The sequence below is a fragment of the Achromobacter sp. RW408 genome (assembly GCF_003184165.1).
Taxonomy (GTDB): Bacteria; Pseudomonadota; Gammaproteobacteria; order Burkholderiales; family Burkholderiaceae_B; genus Achromobacter; species Achromobacter xylosoxidans.
This window is the reverse complement of record NZ_QHHO01000022.1, coordinates 566264-583412: the sequence shown is the minus strand read 5'-3', so window position 1 is coordinate 583412 and position 17149 is coordinate 566264. Positions and strand designations below refer to the sequence as shown.

Annotated in this window: 16 protein-coding genes; 7 read left to right on the top strand and 9 right to left on the bottom strand. The window is 67.5% G+C overall.

Translation table 11 applies throughout. The annotated features are described in order from the left end of the window. Positions 1–39: 39 nt before the first annotated feature. A complete protein-coding gene (gene cyoA, locus DK459_RS04970) occupies positions 40–1083 on the bottom strand; it encodes a ubiquinol oxidase subunit II (protein ID WP_035183065.1) in 1044 nt (347 codons plus the stop codon). A 224-nt stretch (positions 1084–1307) separates the two neighbouring features. Between cyoA and DK459_RS04965 the strand changes: the two genes are divergently transcribed. After that, complete coding sequence (locus DK459_RS04965) at positions 1308–2642, top strand: MFS transporter (RefSeq protein ID WP_045953003.1); 1335 nt, start codon at positions 1308–1310, stop codon at positions 2640–2642. 56 nt (positions 2643–2698) lie between these two features. Here DK459_RS04965 and DK459_RS04960 read toward each other — a convergent pair whose 3' ends face one another. Both DK459_RS04960 and DK459_RS04955 read right to left on the bottom strand, forming a co-directional pair. After that, on the bottom strand, positions 2699–3715 hold the full coding sequence (locus DK459_RS04960) for an amino acid ABC transporter substrate-binding protein (RefSeq protein WP_110134506.1): 1017 nt from the start codon (positions 3713–3715) through the stop codon (positions 2699–2701). A 44-nt stretch (positions 3716–3759) separates the two neighbouring features. Next, on the bottom strand, positions 3760–5088 hold the full coding sequence (locus tag DK459_RS04955) for an aspartate aminotransferase family protein (RefSeq protein ID WP_070543197.1): 1329 nt from the start codon (positions 5086–5088) through the stop codon (positions 3760–3762). A 159-nt stretch (positions 5089–5247) separates the two neighbouring features. Between DK459_RS04955 and DK459_RS04950 the strand changes: the two genes are divergently transcribed. Beyond that, the gene (locus DK459_RS04950; protein WP_006387373.1) at positions 5248–6147 is read left to right on the top strand and encodes a LysR family transcriptional regulator; all 900 of its coding nucleotides are present in this window, start codon (positions 5248–5250) and stop codon (positions 6145–6147) included. On the opposite strand, the gene DK459_RS04945 is transcribed toward DK459_RS04950, so the two are convergent. Beyond that, positions 6135–7178: a histone deacetylase family protein gene (locus DK459_RS04945; protein ID WP_054499136.1), complete on the bottom strand. Its 1044-nt coding sequence runs from the start codon at positions 7176–7178 to the stop codon at positions 6135–6137. The two genes, DK459_RS04950 and DK459_RS04945, sit on opposite strands and share 13 nt — an antisense overlap. A gap of 31 nt (positions 7179–7209) precedes the next feature. Further along, complete coding sequence (locus DK459_RS04940; RefSeq protein WP_024070289.1) at positions 7210–7785, bottom strand: YdcF family protein; 576 nt, start codon at positions 7783–7785, stop codon at positions 7210–7212. A gap of 112 nt (positions 7786–7897) precedes the next feature. On the opposite strand from DK459_RS04940, the gene DK459_RS04935 reads away from it, so the two are divergent. From DK459_RS04935 to DK459_RS04925, 3 genes are all read left to right on the top strand, one after another. Beyond that, complete coding sequence (locus DK459_RS04935; protein WP_223308604.1) at positions 7898–8449, top strand: sigma-70 family RNA polymerase sigma factor; 552 nt, start codon at positions 7898–7900, stop codon at positions 8447–8449. Positions 8450–8489: 40 nt separating this feature from the next. After that, on the top strand, positions 8490–9428 hold the full coding sequence (locus DK459_RS04930; RefSeq protein WP_024070288.1) for a FecR family protein: 939 nt from the start codon (positions 8490–8492) through the stop codon (positions 9426–9428). Positions 9429–9643: 215 nt separating this feature from the next. Then, entirely contained in the window at positions 9644–12016 is a 2373-nt protein-coding gene (locus DK459_RS04925) for a TonB-dependent siderophore receptor (protein ID WP_024070287.1), read from the top strand. Here DK459_RS04925 and DK459_RS04920 read toward each other — a convergent pair. After that, positions 11994–13364 carry a hypothetical protein gene (locus DK459_RS04920; protein WP_024070286.1) on the bottom strand — a complete coding sequence of 457 codons (1371 nt, stop codon included), beginning with the start codon at positions 13362–13364 and terminating at the stop codon, positions 11994–11996. The genes DK459_RS04925 and DK459_RS04920 overlap by 23 nt on opposite strands. Before the next feature lie 116 nt (positions 13365–13480). Here DK459_RS04920 and DK459_RS04915 point away from each other — a divergent pair, with 116 nt between their 5' ends. Beyond that, a complete protein-coding gene (locus tag DK459_RS04915) occupies positions 13481–13882 on the top strand; it encodes a hypothetical protein (RefSeq protein WP_006387380.1) in 402 nt (133 codons plus the stop codon). 102 nt (positions 13883–13984) lie between these two features. On the opposite strand, the gene DK459_RS04910 is transcribed toward DK459_RS04915, so the two are convergent. From DK459_RS04910 to DK459_RS04900, 3 genes are all read right to left on the bottom strand, one after another. Next, positions 13985–14587, bottom strand: coding sequence for a hypothetical protein (locus tag DK459_RS04910; RefSeq protein ID WP_024070284.1), 603 nt, complete (start codon positions 14585–14587; stop codon positions 13985–13987). A gap of 52 nt (positions 14588–14639) precedes the next feature. Continuing rightward, positions 14640–15041 (bottom strand): hypothetical protein, encoded by a 402-nt coding sequence (locus DK459_RS04905; RefSeq protein ID WP_006387382.1) that lies wholly within the window; start codon positions 15039–15041, stop codon positions 14640–14642. Between the two features lie 86 nt (positions 15042–15127). After that, positions 15128–16021 (bottom strand): LysR family transcriptional regulator, encoded by an 894-nt coding sequence (locus DK459_RS04900; RefSeq protein ID WP_006387383.1) that lies wholly within the window; start codon positions 16019–16021, stop codon positions 15128–15130. Positions 16022–16127: 106 nt separating this feature from the next. Here DK459_RS04900 and DK459_RS04895 point away from each other — a divergent pair, with 106 nt between their 5' ends. Then, a complete protein-coding gene (locus tag DK459_RS04895; protein ID WP_006387384.1) occupies positions 16128–17126 on the top strand; it encodes a TerC family protein in 999 nt (332 codons plus the stop codon). Positions 17127–17149: the final 23 nt, after the last annotated feature.

The window sequence follows — 17149 nt, the reverse complement described above, 5'->3', positions numbered from 1 at the left end:
CTTGATTTCACGCGATGCGCCGTGGCGGCGGCGCGGCCGCTACAGCGCCAGTTCCGCCGCTGACGTGCACATGGCGCCGACATACTTGCGCACGGGCGCATCGGCCAGGCCCAGGCGTTCGCGCGTGGCCTCGTCCAGGCTGGCGATGTTGCGCGCGCCGGGAATGCCCATGCCGCCGCCGGCGTCGATCGCCATGGCGTCCTTCATGCACATGCGGTTCGGCTCGACGCAGCGGTTGACGATGGCGTCGAACAGGCCGGGCGCGACGCTGGCGTAGCGCTGCACCGGGTTGCGTTCGCTGGGTTGTTCCAGTTTCAGGTAGGTGTCGCGGCCGAGCGTGGCGCCGGAGGCGCGGGCATCGGCGATCCACTTGTCAAAGCCCTGCTGGTCCAGGCCGTGGAAGCGAAAGCGCATGCCGGAAAAGCCCGCGCCGCTGTAGTTGGCCGACAGGCCCTCGTATTCGCCTGGGTGGTTGATGACCGCGTGCAGCGTGGTCTGCATGCCCGGCATGGCATAGATCTGGCCGGCCAGCGCCGGGATGAAGAACGAGTTCATCACCGTGGACGAGGTGATCTTGAACTGGATCGGGCGGTCGACCGGCGCGGCCATTTCATTGACCGCCGCCACGCCTTGTTCGGGATAGAGGAACAGCCACTTCCAGTCCAGCGCCACCACTTCGACCACCAGAGGCTTGGTGCCGGGAGGAACCTCGCGGCCTTCGGACAGGCGCGCCAGCGGCCGGTAGGGATCGAGCTGGTGGGTGCTGACCCAGGTGAGCGCGCCCAGCGCGATGATGATCAGCAGCGGCGCCGCCCAGATCAGCAGCTCCAGCATGGTGGAGTGGTTCCAGTCGGGGTCGTAGTGCGCGTCGCGGTTGCTGGCGCGATAGCGCCACGCGAACAGGAAAGTCAGGAAGATCACCGGCACGATGATCAGCAGCATCAGGCCGGTGGAGATGATGATCAGGTTGCGCTGCTGCAGCGCGATGTCACCGGATGGCGAGAGCAATACCGCATTGCATCCGGAGAGCAACGGCAGGGCGGCGAACAGCAACAATCCGCGGAGCCTTGGGAAAGACGGCATGGCCATACCCCGAAACGTAACCGTGGGAGTTAAACGCAACACTACGCTGGAAGCCGCGAAAAATCTAGGGTAAAAAGAGCAAAAGTACGCACGCGAAGGTGTGCGGGGCAGGGCCTGCCGCCATGGCGCCGCGGCCCGCGGGTCCCGGATGCATGTGCGTACGAGTGTGTTGCAAAAAAGCGTAGACAAGGCGTTTTTCAAACCTCCTTTCAGCGAGCACTCACATGGCGACCACCACGCAGTACCCTGGCCACGCGTCTCCTTTGCCGAGCCCGGGCGCGGCAGGCGCAACGGGCAGTCACGCCAAGGTGGCGCCCGGCGAGATCGCGGTGGGCGTCGTGATCGGCCGCGCTTCCGAGTACTTCGACTTCTTCGTCTTCGGCATTGCCTGCGTGCTGGTGTTTCCGCGCGTGTTCTTTCCCTTCGAGCCGCAACTGGAAGGCACGCTGTGGGCCTTCGTGATTTTCTCGTTCGCGTTCATCGCGCGTCCCATCGGTACCGCGGTGTCGATGGCGATCCAGCGGCGCTGGGGGCGGGGCACCAAGCTCACCATTGCGCTGTTCCTGCTTGGCACCGCCACGGTGGGGATGGCGTTCCTGCCGGGCTATGACGTCATCGGCGCGCACGCCATCGTGCTGCTGGCGGTGTTCCGCTGCCTGCAGGGGCTGGCGTTTGGCGGCTCCTGGGACGGCCTGCCGTCGCTGCTGGCGCTGAATGCCCCGCCCAAGCGGCGCGGCTGGTACGCGATGCTGGGACAGCTGGGCGCGCCCATCGGCTTCATGATCGCCAGCGCCTTGTTCCTGTTCCTGCACGTGACGCTGACCGAGGCCGACTTCATCGAGTGGGGGTGGCGCTATCCGTTCTTCGTGGCCTTCGCCATCAACGTGGTGGCCCTGTTCGCGCGGCTGCGGCTGGTGGTGACGGAGGAATACACCCAGCTGATGGAAGAAGGCGAGCTGGAGCCCATCAGCACCGGGCAGATGGTGCGCGAGCAGGGCTACAACCTGTTCCTGGGCGCGTTCGCGGCGCTGGCCAGCTATGCGCTGTTCCATCTGGTGACGGTGTTTCCGCTATCGTGGATCGCGGTCAGCGCGACGCAGCAGATTCCCGACGTGCTGATCGTGCAGATCATCGGCGCGGGGCTGGGCATCCTGGGCACCATCGCCTCGGGCTGGATCGCCGATCGCATCGGCCGGCGCACCACGCTCGGCCTGCTGGCCGCGCTGATCGGCGTGTTCGCGTTGTTCACGCCGTGGCTGCTGGGCGGCAGCCCCAAGGCGCAGGACGCCTTCATCCTGATCGGCTTCGCGCTGCTGGGATTGTCGTACGGCCAGGCGTCCGGCACGGTGACGGCCAACTTCAGCAAGCGTTTCCGCTACACCGGGGCGGCGCTGACCACCGACATGGCCTGGCTGGTGGGCGCGGCCTTCGCGCCGCTGGTGGCGCTGGGGCTGTCGGCGCGCTTCGGGCTGGTGGCGGTCAGTATCTATCTGCTGTCCGGCACGGCCTGCACGCTGCTGGCGTTGCGGATCAACAAGGCGCTGGAAACGCGCGACTGAAAAAAAAGCCGCGGGTCCGGGGTTCGGAGCCCGGCCCGCGGCGTGGCATGCGCGCGTCAGCGCACCGGCCAACCATACATCTGGCCGCCGTCGCGCCATTGCGCGTTCAGGCCGCGCGGCAGCTTCATGGCGCTGGCCATGCCCAGGTTGCGTTCATAGCTCTCGCCATAATTGCCGACCTGCTTGACGATGTTGTAGGCCCACTTGTCTTCCACCCCCAGGTTCTTGCCCATGCCCGGCGTCACGCCCAGGATGCGCTGCACGTTGGGATTGGTGCTCTTGAGCTGGCTATCGACGTTGGCCGAGGTCACGCCGAATTCCTCCGCTTCCAGCATGGCGTTGAGCGTCCAGCGCACCACGTTGAACCAGTTGTCGTCGCCCTGGCGCACCATCGGCCCGAGCGGACTCTTGGCGATGTTCTCGTCCAGGATCACGTAGTTGTCAGGGTGCTCCAGCGTGGTGCGCGAGGCGGCCAGCTGCGATTTGTCGGAGGTGAAGGCGTCGCAGCGGCCGGCCGAGAAGGCGCGCACGATCTCGTCGTACTTGTCGATCACCACCGGCTTGAATTTCAGGCCGTTGGCGCGGAACCAGTCGGCCAGGTCGAGTTCTGTCACGGTGCCGGGCTGCACGCAGATGGTGGCGCCGTCCAGTTCCTTGAGTTTCCTGACGCCGAGCCTGGCGGACACCATCACGCCCTGGCTGTCGTAGTAGTTCACGCCGGTGCTGATCAGCCCCAGCGTGGTGTCGCGCGCCATCGTCGGCGTGACGTTGCGCGTCAGCACGTCGACCTCGCCCGATTGCAGCGCGGTGAAGCGCGCTTGCGTCGTCAACGGCGTCAGGCGGAACTTGCTGGCGTCGTTGAAGACGGTGGCGGCGATGGCGCGGCACATGTCCACGTCCAGTCCCTGCCAGTTGCCCTTGCTGTCCGGCGAGGAAAAGCCCTGGATGCCGGTGGACACGCCGCACTGCACGTAGCCGCGCTTCTTCACGGTATCGAGGGTGGGGCCGGCGTGGGCCAGGCCGGTGACGGTGGCCAGCGCCAGGGCGCCGGCCGCGGTTCGGAATATCGGCATTGCATTCTCCGGCCGGGCCCGGCCCGGCGCCAGGGTGGGACGGCTCAGGCGCTCAGCGCGCGGGGCTTGGCGATCTGGTCCAGGCTTTCGGCCAGGGCCTGGTCGAGGATGGCGATGGCGCGGTCGATCTCGTCGTTGCTGACGGTCAGCGGTGGCGCGATGCGCCAGACCGAGCCGCGTTCGGGGCGGCGGCGGATGTTCATCGACAGTCCCAGTTCGAAGCAGCGCTGCGTGGTCAGGGCGCCTAGCGCGTGATAGGGCTCGCGCGTGTCGCGGTCCTGCACCAGTTCCACGCCCAGCAGCAGGCCCAGGCCGCGCACGTCGCCGATGGCTTCGTGGCGCTGCTGCAGTTCCAGCAGGCCGCGGCGCAGGTAGTCGCCCTGCCGGCCGGCGCGTTCGAGCAGTTGTTCACGTTGCAAGGTTTCCAGCACGGCCAGGCCGACGGTGGCGGGCAGCGGGTCCGAGACGTGGCTGGTGTAGAAGGTGAAGCCCTTTTCGTGCACGTCCTGCTCGATGGCGGGCGTGGTGATGGTGGCCGCCAGCGGCAGGCCGCCGCCCAGGGTCTTGGAGACGCTGATGATGTCGGGCGTGACGCCGAAGTGTTCCGAGCCGGTGCGGCAGCCCAGGCGGCCGAAGGCGGTCTGCGCCTCGTCGAAGATCAGCAGCATGCCGCGCGCGTCGGCGGCACGGCGCAGCGCCTGCATGTACGACTTGGGCGGCACCAGCACGCCGCCGGCGCTGATCACCGGTTCGACGATGATGGCCGCGGGCCGGCCGGCCGAGGCCATGTCGAACATCTTCAGGCCGATCTCCAGGCAGGCCAGCGCCGACTGCTCGGCGTCCAGGCCGGCGATGTAGGGGCGATACGAGTTCGGCTCGGGCATGACGAACACGCCGGCCGGCGGCACGCCATAACCCTTGCGGTCGCTCGCGTAAGAGACCGAGCCGGCGCCGCTGGTGACGCCATGCCACGAGCCGCCCACCGCCAGGATCTCGAAGCCGCTCTTGTGCATCTTGGCCATGCGCAGCGCGATTTCGTTGCTCTCGGAACCGGTGTTCACGAAGATCGACTTGGTCATGCCCGCCGGCATCCAGTCGCGCGCCATCGTCGCGGCCAGTTGCGCGACGGCTTCCGGGATCATGCCGCTGAAGAAGTGGAAGGCGGTTTCGCCGGCGCGGCGCACCGCGTCGACGATGGCCGGGTGGTTGTGGCCGATGGTGGCGCACATCTGGCCCGAGGTGAAGTCCAGTATCTCGCGGCCGGTGTCGTCGCGCACCACCGTGCCCTTGGCCGACTTGAACAGGTTCGGGAAGGTGTCGCCGCCGTAGCGGATGAGGTATTCGCGGGCCGCCGCACGCAGGGTTTGATCCATGTTTACACTCCGGCAAAAGGCAGGTTTCAATGCGGGCAGGTTCCAATGCGGAACCGGCGGACACAGTGTCCGGGGGCGCGGCGCGGACGTCCAATGCGAAGTACGCATGCGCCGCCATGCATGGCGCGCATGACCCATGCGAATCGCGCAAGGAGTGGTATGGATACCCGGTGGCTGCAGGACTTCATCACCTTGTCGGAGCTGCGCAATTTCACGCGCGCGGCCGAGGCCCGCAATCTGTCGCAGGCGGCGTTCAGCCGCCGCATCCAGAGCCTGGAGAACTGGGCGGGCGCGCGGCTGATCGACCGTTCGGCGTTTCCGACCCAGCTGACCGAGGCGGGCGAGCGCTTCCGCGTCGCGGCGATCGAACTGGTCAACCAGCTGGTCGAGGCGCGCGCGGGCATCGCCGCGGTGCCCGCGCGCAACCAGCTGCGCTTGGCGACCTCCTATGCCTTGGCCACGACCCACCTGCCGGGTTGGTGGCGCGACTGGAGCGCGGGGCAGCAACTCAGCTGCAGCCTGCAGACCGGTAATGTGCACGACACGGTATCGGCCTTCACCTCGGGCGCGGCCGACCTGCTGATCTGTTTCCACCAGGTGGCGCAGCCGCTGCCGCTGGACCTGTCGCGCTACGACTGCCTGACGCTGGGGCGCGAGCTGATCCGGCCGTACGCGGCGCGCGGCCTGGTCGAGCGCGACGGACTGGACCTGCCGGGCGCCATGGACAGGCCGGTACCGTTGTTGATGTATTCCCCCAGCGTCTATTTCGCGCGCCTGATCGATGCGGCGATCGAGAGCGGGCCGGAGCCCCTGCACGGGGTGCGCCTGTTCGAAGCCGAGATGTCGGACGTGCTGGGCGATATGGCCGCGCAGGGCCTGGGCGTGGCCTGGCTGGCGGACAGCGCGCTGCGGCGCCTGGGGGCCGCCGACCTCGCGCCGCTGGCCAACCGCGCCTGGGACATCGAGGTATCGATCCTGGCGTTCAAGGACCGCAGCGACGCGCGCGCCGCGGTCGAGGCCGTGTGGCGGCGGATGGCGGCCGGCGCTCAGCCGGCGTAGCCTTCCAGCACGTTGGCCACGTTGGTGCCGACCTCGGCCACGGCGTAGCCGCCTTCCATGGTGAACACCGCGGGCAGGCCCAGCCGCGCCAGCCGCGCGCCTACTTGCAGGTAGTCGGCGCTGCGCAGCTTGAATCTCGAGATCGGGTCGCCTTCGTAGGTATCCACGCCCAGCGCGATCACCAGCGCGTCCGGCTTGAAGCGGCCGATGGCGGCCAGGCCCTGTTCGAGCGCCTCGTTCCAGCCAGCGAAGTCGGCGCCCGCCGCCAGCGGCAGGTTCAGGTTGGCGCCCACGCCCGCGCCCCAGCCGGATTCGTCGGCGTAGCCGAGGAAGAAGGGATATTCGGTGGTCGGATCGCCATGCACCGACACGGTCAGCACGTCGCCGCGTTCGTAGAAGATGCTTTGCGTGCCGTTGCCGTGGTGGTAGTCGATGTCCAGCACCGCCACGCGTTCGGCGCCGGCCTCGCGCAGCGCCTGCGCCGCCAGGGCCGCGTTGTTCAGGAAGCAATAGCCGCCGAAGAAGTCGGCGCCGGCGTGATGGCCGGGCGGACGCGTCAGCGCCATGGCGGCGCGGGAGCCGTTGCCGCGGGAGACCGCGCGCGCCGCGTCGATGGCGCAGGCCGCGCCCGCGACGGCGGCTTCCCAGGTGCCCGCCGTCAGCGGGCTGCCGCTGTCGAACGAGAACAGGCCGACGCGCGCGGCGAAGTTGGTGGGCGAGATGTCGTGGCGGAAACCGCGCACCGGCCATACCGACGGCAGGATGTCGAGCTCGGCATTGGCCGGATCCAGCGCGATCCAGTCGGCCCACGCGCCTTGCAGGAAGTCAACGTAGCGCGGGCTGTGCACGCGCCGGATCAGGTCCAGGTCGGGCGCGGCCGGCGTCTGCAGCGTGCCGATGCCGCGCTGGCGCAGGGCGTCCAGCACGTACTCCAGACGCGCCGGGGTCTCGTGACAGGGCACGAGCCTGCCGCGGAACATTTCGTGGCGGCCATCGTGTCTGCCGTGGACGGGGTTGTGGAAGATATGCACGGTAGCGTCTGTGGAAAGAGAGGAAGGGAAACTATAGCGGCCGCAGCGCGTACCAGGCGATGGCCGGCAGTTCGCGCAGGATCGAATACAGGTCGCGCGCCTCGACGTAGCGCGGCGAGGCGCCGCCGACCTGCGGCACGCCATGGCGCCTGAGCGCCAGCATGGTGCGCGGCACGTGAAAGTACTGAGTGATGGCCGTGGCGCTGGCGTAGCCGTGCTCGCGCATGTAGGCGCTGGCGTGGCGGGCGGTGGCCCAGGAGTCGTTGCCGAGGCGGTCCGCGACCACCCGGTCGGCCGGCACGCCGCGCGCGATCAGGTAGTCGCGCATCACCGCCGCTTCGTCGCGGCCGGCCGGATCGACGCCGCCGCTGACGAACAGCACGCGGCAGCGCGCGGCGGCGTAGCAGTCGTAGGCGCGGTCGAGCCGGGCGGCCAGGCGCGGCGAGGGTTTGCCGTCGGGCGCGACCGTGTTGCCCAGCACCACGGCGACGTCGGCGGCGGGGGCTGGGGCGGCAAGGCCGGCGGCCACGAGCGTGCCGGCGGCCGCCAATGCCAGGCAGGCGAGCGCGGCAAGACTGCGCTGGAATAGTGTCTTTGGAATTGGCATAGGGGGGATGGCTGTTGCGGCAAGAGCTTAAGCCAGAATGGCCTGGGGCGCCGCGCCAGTGGGGCAGGCGCCGGCGCGGCTGTGCCGCGGACGGTTTGTCGTAATGAGAATCATGATTGATAATGCGCGGCTTCTTTCTTTCCCTGTCCATGTCGCCATGTCCCGCCGTCCGCCGTCCGAAAAGGGTTGGCTCGCGCATTACCGCGAGCTGATCGGGACGTGGACGCGCCGCAGCGGCAGCCGCCATGACGCCGAGGACGCCGCGCATGACGTGGTGGCCAACATGCTGCGCAACGGTGACGGCGCGGTGCTGGATCCCAAGGCCTACCTCTACGGCGCCAGCCAGAACCGGCTCAACGGAGAAGTGCGGCGCCAATTGCGGCGTGAGGTGATCGCGCTGGACGAGTTGCCGGATGCCGATCATCCCGCGCACGAAGATCCCGATTCGGCGTTGCGCGCGAGGCAGCTGGCCGATGCCTTGAAAGCGGCCCTGGCCGAGCTGCCTTTGAAGTGCCAGCAGGTATTCCTGTGGAACAAGCTGGAAGGCTATACGCAGGCCGAAATCGCGGGGAAACTGGGGCTGACGCAAAGTACCGTTGAAAAACACATGAAGCGCGCACTCGGCCATATACAGAAACGGTTGCAAGATCATGCCCCGCACTGAGCGCTCTCCTCGGGCCGCTGAGGCGCTTCAGGCGCAGGCCGTGCATTGGTTCACGCGCGAGCGATTGGGCACGCTGGACGACGCCGCGCGGGCGCAACGTGACGCGTGGCTGGCCGCGGACCCCGAGCACGCTCGTCTGTATCGTGCCGTCCAGGCGACGTGGTCGGTGGCTGACCTGTTGCCGCAGGACGAGATGCGGGCCATCCTGGCGCGCACCGACGATGCGCCGCGCGCCTCGTCGCGCCGGCGCCTGGCGCTGGGACTGGGCGCCGCCTGTGGGTTGGCGTTGGTGGCGGGCGTGACGGGGCCCAGGCTGTGGGCGCCGGCGGCGCAATTCAGTGCGTCGCTGTCCACCGCCCAGGGGGAGCGCGGCAGGCACACGCTGCCCGATGGCTCGTTGCTGGAATTGAATACCGGCACACGGGTCGAAGTGGCGCTCTACTCCGATCGCCGCGAGGTCGAGCTGACGGCGGGCGAGGCCTTGTTCACCGTCAGTCCGGACGCCGCGCGGCCGTTTTTCGTGGCCGCGGGCCAGGCCCGCTTGTGGGTGACAGGCACGCGCTTCAATGTCCGCCGCGAAGGCGATGGCGTGACGCTGGCGGTGGAAGAGGGCAGTGTCGAGTTTTCCGCGGGGCCGTGGTGGAGCCGACATACGCACCGGCTCACGGCAGGATATGTCGCGCACTATGCGCCTGGCGGCGGGCTGGAAGCGCCGCGCCAGGAGAACGTAGCGGCCATCACGGCATGGCAGCGCGGCCGGCTGGTGTTTCGCGACGCGCCGCTGCAGCAGGTGGTGGTCGAACTGAACCGCTATCTGCGCGAGCCGCTGCGAATCGACGATGCCGCGTTGGCACGCTTGCGCGTGGCGGGCACGCTGCCGATCGATGACCCGGAAGCCGTGCTCGACGTGCTGCCGCGGATCGCGCCGGTGATCGTGCTGTATCCGGCGGGCGGTGGCCGGGTGCTGGCGCCGCGCTGACGCGCGGGGCGATTGGCCCGCAATACCAAGCTCTCGGTGTTTGAAATTTTTTGTTTCAAATATTTTATCGAGACGCATTCCGGTTTTTTCCCGATCGTGGCGTCTATCCCTTGAAGGGGTGCGTGCTCGCCAGCTGATCTCGACCCTGGAAGCGACCTTTGGCCAAGGGTGTCGGGCGCAACATGCGCCGGTAGTTGTACTGGAATGTTCTATTCATGGTGGACAAGCAAGTGAGTCGGCGCGCGGTGCAAGCGCGCAAGAAAACCCGGCAGCAAGGGCGCGCGCAATGTGGCGCGCTGGCCGTGGCGCTGGCACTGGCCTGCGCAACGATGCCATTGGCGGCGCAGGCGCAATCGGCGCCGGTGGCGATCAGCATCCCCGCCCAGCCCTTGGGGGATGCGTTGATTGAGTTGGGCGAACAGGCATCGCTCGTGATTTTTTATCTGCCGGAAACCGTGCGGGGGCGCAACGCGCCCGCGCTGTCGGGGCGGTTGACGCCCGACGAGGCGTTGCGCGGCCTGCTGGCCGGCACGGGCATCACCTTCCACCGCGACGGCCGCAATGTATCGTTGGCGCAGCCGTCCAGCGGCACGGCGCAACTGGAGCCGGTGACGGTGCGCGGCGTCGCCGTAGGCACGGCCGACGGCTATGTCGCGCTGAACTCCGCGAGCGGCAAGCTGGACGTACCGTTGATCGAGACGCCACGCTCCGTGTCCATCGTGACGCAGGAGCAGATCAAGATGCAGGCGCCGCGCAGCCTGGAAGGGGCATTGGCCTACACCCCGGGGGTGCAGACGGAAGTGTCGGGATCGAGCGATGCGCGCATGGTCGGCGCGGTGATCCGGGGTTTCAGCGACGGCAGCGCCTACTACAAGGACGGTCTGAAGCAGTTGTCCAGCGGCACGTACGCGTCGTGGAACGACAACCTGGAAGACTTGGACAGCATCGAGGTGCTGAAAGGGCCGGCGTCCGTGCTGTACGGCCAGGGACGTCCTGGCGGCGTGATCAACGTGGTGTCCAAGCGGCCCACGCCCGGCCAGGTCAATAGCGTGGGCCTGAGCTACGGCACCTATGACCGGCGCCAGGCCACGGCCGACCTGGGCGGCGCGTTCGACCAGGACCAGAAGGTGCTGTATCGCTTGAACGTGACAGGCCGCAAGAGCGACGGGCGCACCGACGGCTCGCGCGATGACCGCCTGTCGGTGGCGCCGTCGGTGTTGTGGAACATCAGCAACCAGACACGATTGACGGTCTTGGGTACGTACTCGAAAGAACGGGCCACGCCCAAGAGCTGGTGGCCCAACCTGTTCACCTATCCCGCGATCAAGGACCTGCCCTTGAATCGCACCGCCGGTGATCCGGATTTCGATCGTTTCGACCGCACCACCAAGTCCATTGGCTATGCGTTCGAGCACGACACCGACAACGGATGGCGCTTGCGCCAGAACCTGCGCTATTCGGAAATCGACATCGACTACCGCCACATCTACGCGATGGATCTGCTGGCCGACCAGCGTACCGTCACGCGCGGCAGCCTTGCCCAGCGGACCAACGGCAAGACGCTGGCCGTGGACAGCCGCGCCACGCGCGATTTCCAATGGGGCGGCCTGACCCATACCTTCGCGGTGGGCGTGGATTATCTGCGCTACAAGGAGCATGACGGATTAGGGTTTGGCTGGGATGTGCCGAACCTGGACATCTACGCGCCGGTATATGGGCAACCGGTGGCGTATCCCGAATTGGACTACAGCCGCACCGATTTGAAGCAGACCGGCATCTACACCCTGAACCAGCTGAAGTGGAATCGCTGGATCGGCAACGTCAGCCTGCGCCGTGACATCGTGCGGACCACCCAGAGCAGCGTGACGCAACCACGGATCAACGACGAGGCCACGACTGGCAGTGTGGGCCTGCTGTACCTGTTCGACAGCGGCTTTGCGCCGTATGTCAGCTATGCCACGGCGTTCGATCCGATCACCGGGCAGCAGTTCGACGGCAGTTCGTTCAAGCCGCGCGAAGGCAAGCAGTACGAAGCCGGGCTGAAGTACCAGCCACCCGGGTCCGACGCGTTGTTGACGGCGGCGGTGTTCGACATCCGCCAGACGAACGTGGCCACGCAGGATCCCGACCATCCGCGCTTCAATGTGCAGACGGGCGAGGTTCGTTCGACGGGTCTGGAGCTCGAGGCCAAGTTGCCGCTGACACGCGAACTCAGCCTGATGGCGGGCTACACCTATCTGGATCCGCGCACCACCCGCAGCAACCGGCCGGCCGAGGTGGGCCGCCAGACGGTACAGACCGCCAGGCAGACGGCCAGCCTGTGGCTGGATTATCGGCCGCGGCAGGTACAGGGCCTGATCCTGGGGGGCGGGGTGCGCTATCGGGGCAAATCGCCGGTCAATGTGGCGGCGGACGGTTCGACCAACTACAACCCCGCCTTTACGCTGGCGGATGTCGCGGTGGCCTATGAAACGCCGCGCTATCGCATCGCGTTGAACGTCAACAACGTCTTCGACAAGCGCTACTACACCTACACGTTCCGCGGCATGGAACGCGAGACGATGCTCAGCGTGAATTACTACTGGTAGCGGCGGGTGGTTGCTTCCGGAACGGGTAGTCGACTTCGATTTCGTTCGAATAGACCGGTTGTTCCAGGCCTGGGTCGGTCAATACGACGGCCAGGCGGTAGCGGCCCGCCGCCAGGTCGGGAAAGAACGCTACGTACTGGCCGTTGCCTTCGTTGACCTGGTACTGCATCTTGCCGTCTTCGCCCGCGCGCCAGACGACCGGGTCGTCGGCCCAGTCCGCCACGTGGCGGGGCGCGGCCGCGGGCGGCGGCGCGGCGCGGTCTTCGCCTTGTGACGGATACGGATCGGCCGCTGGCGCCGGGGGCGGCGTGGGCGGACCCAGCGTGACCGCGGGGCGTTGGTACAAGGGCTGCAAGGTGCGGCGCCCCTGCGCATCCGTGAACAGCAGCCAGATGCGCGGCGACGCCAGTGTCGCGGCGTCCGGGCCAAGGTTCGTCACATGCAGCGTGAAGCGGCCGCCGGCTTCGTAGAGCTGCGTGCCCAGGTGGCCGCGCACCGACAACGACAGTCCGCGCATGGGCATGCGCTGTTGCGGCGCGTAGGCATATTTGTCGATTTTCAGGTCCGCGTAGCGCACCCACTTCAGGGGCGCGTCCGCCCCGCCCGCCGGGTAGCGCACCTGCAACCATTGCGGGCGCAGCGCGACCACGTCGAGACGATCACCGGCCTTGGCGGTTTGGGTCGATAACGCCTTCACGTCGGGCGCGTCGTACAGGTCGATCCGGTCGAAGGGCACCCGGCTGTCTCCGTCCAGCGGCGAGCCTTCGCCATCGATCTGGATGTGCGCAACCGTACCGTCTTCGTTGAAGCCGTAGCTCAACTCGAACGGCTTGTCTTCCAGGTCGAACAGCGCCTGCGTGGTCCAGCGTTCCGGCCGCGCCGTTCCGTTGGCGCGCAACACGTATTCCTCGGTGCCCATGCTGTCGGCGCCGTAGCGGCACCCGACCGAGAACGCGGCACGCTGCGCGTCGAACACCGGGTTGACGAACCGGTGGCAGGGGCTGGCCTCGGGCGCCGGATGCTGGATTTCCTGGAAACGGCGTTCCTGGGGACGATACAGGAAGAGGCGGGCATGGACCTGGCCGCCACCGCCGCTCTGGCCGATCGCCAGGTCGCGATAGCCGTCGTGGTCGATGTCCGGGGTTTCGAAATAGTCGATCGCTTCGTCATCCAGGCGGGCGATCTCTTGCGCCGCGCCCTTGCCGACGCGCACGCTGACGCGCTGTTCGGTCGTGCCCTCGATGGTCGCCACCGCCCGCAACCCGGATTTGATGGCGTATGCATGATCGCGCGCGTGCACGTTGGCGCTGACGCCGATCAGCAAGGCCGCGAGCAGGATCGTCTTCAAGGCACCGTCTCCGAGGTTTCGTCTCGGCGCATTATGCCCGACCGCGCCGGCGATTCAATCGCGGCAGCGGCCCGTTCCTGGGTAGAATCGATGGATAGCATTGCGATGCGCGTCCCATGAATCTCCCGTTCCCCATCCGCCAGGAATGCCCGCCGGGCGCCTGTATGTGCGACCGCGATCGGCTGTTGGCCGACCCCGCGGCGGACGTGCGCATCCTGCGGCTCACCAAGGAAGAGGAAAAGCGCCTGGTGGCGCGGCTCGAGAACATCACCAGCCTGGAAGACCTGCGCGCGATGCAGGGCCGCATGCAGGCGCAACTGGGCATCGTGGTGCGCATCGTTCCCAGCGACAACGAGGTCCGTACCTCGCGCGGCATCGCCATCCAGCTCGATGAACAGCCCGGCCTGTGCCGCAAGACGCGCTCGTCGATTCCGGCCGCCATCCGCCGCGGCTTCGACAACAAACCCGAGATCGTCTATGCGCTGCTGAACGAGCGCGATCTGCTGAACGGCACCTGATGCCGGGGCGAGGCTTCTTGCTGTGTGGTTCGGCCCTGGGCGGGGGGCGCGCCTGGACGCCGGCGCGTCCCGGCCGCCGGGCCGCGGCCTTGGCCCGAGGCGCTATCGGCCGCGCGGCACCACGCAAGGCTTGAGCGGCGTGACTTCGGTCGGGCTGCGGCCCGCCTCAGGCCGGCTGTCGACCGTTTTGCCGCCGCGAGCGGGATAGGCCAGCAGCACGGCGCTGCCCGGCTCCAGCCGGGGCGCGTTGGCGCCACCGTAGGCCACCGTCCAGCCGCGCAGGGCGAGCGGCGCCAGCGTGTACTGGAGCGCCGAGCCGGGCGATACGTGAGCGACCTTGCCGGCGAACAATTCCTGTTGGCGGGTTTCGACGCCATCGACGACGCGGTAGGTGGCAATGCTGACGAGCGCGGCCGATTCCCCGTGGCGAGCCAGAATGGCGGTTTCGTATCTGCCGGGGGGGATGGCGGTCAGGCTCACCGCGATGTCGCCCTGCGCCCGGCCCGCGGCGTCCAGCCGCACGCCGGTGATGTCGGCGCGCGCCAGTGGCGCCGAGCCGGTATTGCGCACCCGCACGCTGTACTGGCCCGAGGTGCCGCTCAACGTGCAGACGTCGATGCCATATGGCGCCGTGCCCGCATGGGCGGGCGCCAGCGCCGCGAAGGCGGCGGGCAGGATGGCGGCGCGAAGGAATCGGGACGGCACGGTACGCTCCTGTAAGGAGGCAGCGCGCCGGGATGCCGCGTTGCCCGCCTTATTACACCACTTGGCGGCCGGAGCCGTCGCCCTGCGGGCGCTTGCCCGCCAGCCAGTGCAGGATCAGCGCCAGGATGAGCAGCGCGGCCATGATGAAGCCCCAGAACAGCCAGCCCAGCACCGAGATCCAGGTGCCAAGGCTGCCCGCGGCGGGCAGGATCTGGTTCAGCAGGTCCACCAGCCACACCAGGCCGGACTGCAGCGACTGGATCAGGCCGGCGTCGACCCAGGGCGCGGCCCAGGCGGGCGCTTCCCACTGCGCCGAGCCGATGGCCGTGGCGCCCGGCACCTGGGTCGAGGCGATGGTCGCCAGCACCCAGTCCGCCAGTTGCAGCGTGATGGCGACCAGCCCGGTCCATAGCGCCGCCAGCACGGCGAAAGCGATCCAGATGATTTTCTTCATTGCGGTGGTACTCCGGTGATTCACGAAAGAAACGCCACGATAGAGCGGAAACAGCTTCTGAAAAACCAGCGTCTTTGTGACAATAATTAAGAAAAAACCGAAGTCTTGGCATGCGCCAGGATGCGTTGCACCAGGGGGTGGTGCTGCCCGCGGCGGTTGCGGATGCCGTGGATTTCCTCGTGCACGCTGTCGCAGCGCGCCAGCGGCCGCAGGCCGCGCAGCAGGCCGACGTCGCCGCCGCCCAGGCGGCTGAGCGGAAAGACGCCCAACCCGCGCGCCGCGAATACCGACATGAGCGCGCTGTCCTCGAATTCCCCGACCACGTTGGGACGCACGCCCTGCTCATTGAACCAGCGGTCGAGCGTCTGGCGCAACACCGAATGACCGGTGGGCAACAGGACGGGAAGGCGCTCCAGGCAGCGCGGAAAGTCCAGCGTATCGGCCTTGCGCACCAGCCGCGCCGGGCCGTACCAGTCCACCGGCGAGGACACCAGGCGGTCGCTGGTCAGGCGCAGGTTGGGGTTGGCGGGCGCGCCCTGGCCGGCCAGCACCAGGTCCAGGTGGTGGCGCGCCAGTTCGCCCAGCAGTTCCTCGACCTCGCCCTCGTGGCAGGTCAGGCGCAGGTCCGGGGTGTCGAGCACCGGCCCCAGCAAGGCGTGGGCGGCCAGTTTGGAAATGCCGTCCGACAGGCCCACCGACAACCGTATCACCGGCTTGGTGGCGGCGGCGCGGACCTCCTGGGGCAGTTCCTGGCCGATCTGGAAGATCTCTTCGGCGCGGGCGAAGGCGGCCTGGCCGGCATCGGTCAAGGCCACGCCGCGCCCGGCCGGGCGCAGCAACTGGTGCCCCAGGTTCTTTTCCAGCTCGCGCACCTGGGCGCTGATGGTCTGGATGGCCATGTCGAGCCGCTCGGCGGCGCGCGAGAAGCCGCCTTCCTTGGCGACCATCCAGAAGTAGTACAGATGGCGGTAATTGAGCATGATGGTTTCACTTCGGTTTTTTCGAACCATAACTCACTTTCAGGCTGATTTCTCCGTTTGCCCGGTATCCGGATCATGAGGGCCTTCACATACAAGCGGGAACATCATGGAAGCCTTGCTCTCATTTCTACAAGCCGACTTCGCCGGCACGCCGGCCTGGAGCTGGCTGCTGTTCATCGGCATCGTCATCTCCCTGCTGGTCTTCGACCTGGGCGTGCTGCACAAGGAAGACCGCGAGATCGGCGTGCGCGAAAGCCTGCTGCTGTCGGCCGGCTACATTTCCGCCGCGCTGCTGTTCGGCGGCTGGGTCTGGTGGCAGATGGGCCCGGCCAGCGGCATGGCCTACTACACGGGCTTCCTGATCGAGAAATCGCTGTCGCTGGACAACGTGTTCGTGATCGCGCTGATCTTCAGCTTCTTCGCCATCCCGCGCCAGTTCCAGCACCGCGTGCTGTTCTGGGGCATCCTGGGGGTGATCGTGCTGCGCGCCATCATGATCGGCCTGGGCGCCGCGCTGGTCAGCAACTTCGGCTGGTTGATGTATCTGTTCGGCGCTTTCCTGGTGTTCACCGGCATCAAGATGTGGATGATCGCCGACCAGGAGCCGGACATTGCCACCAACCCGATCCTGAAGTTCCTCAAGCGCCGCATGCGCGTGACCGATGGGCTGCGCGGCAATGCCTTCTGGGTGCGCGAGCCGGATGCGGCCACGGGCAAGACGGTGCGCTGGGCCACGCCGCTGTTCCTGGCCCTGGTGCTGATCGAGTTCGTGGACCTGTTGTTCGCGGTGGACTCGGTGCCGGCGATCTTCGCCATCACCACCGACCCGTTCATCGTGTACACCAGCAACATCTTCGCGATCCTGGGCCTGCGCGCGCTGTACTTCGCGCTGGCGGCGATGATCCACCGCTTCCACTACCTGAAGTACGCGCTGTCGCTTGTACTGGTGTTCATCGGCACGAAGATCTTCCTGGTCGGCTTCATCGGCAAGATTCCCGCCGTGGTGTCGCTGTCGGTGACCTTCGGCCTGATCGGCGGCGGGGTGTTGTTCTCGCTGTGGAAGACCCGCTCGGGGGCGTCGCAGCCTGAGCTGAAGACGGAGTAAGCCCGGCACGAGCAAGAGGGCCC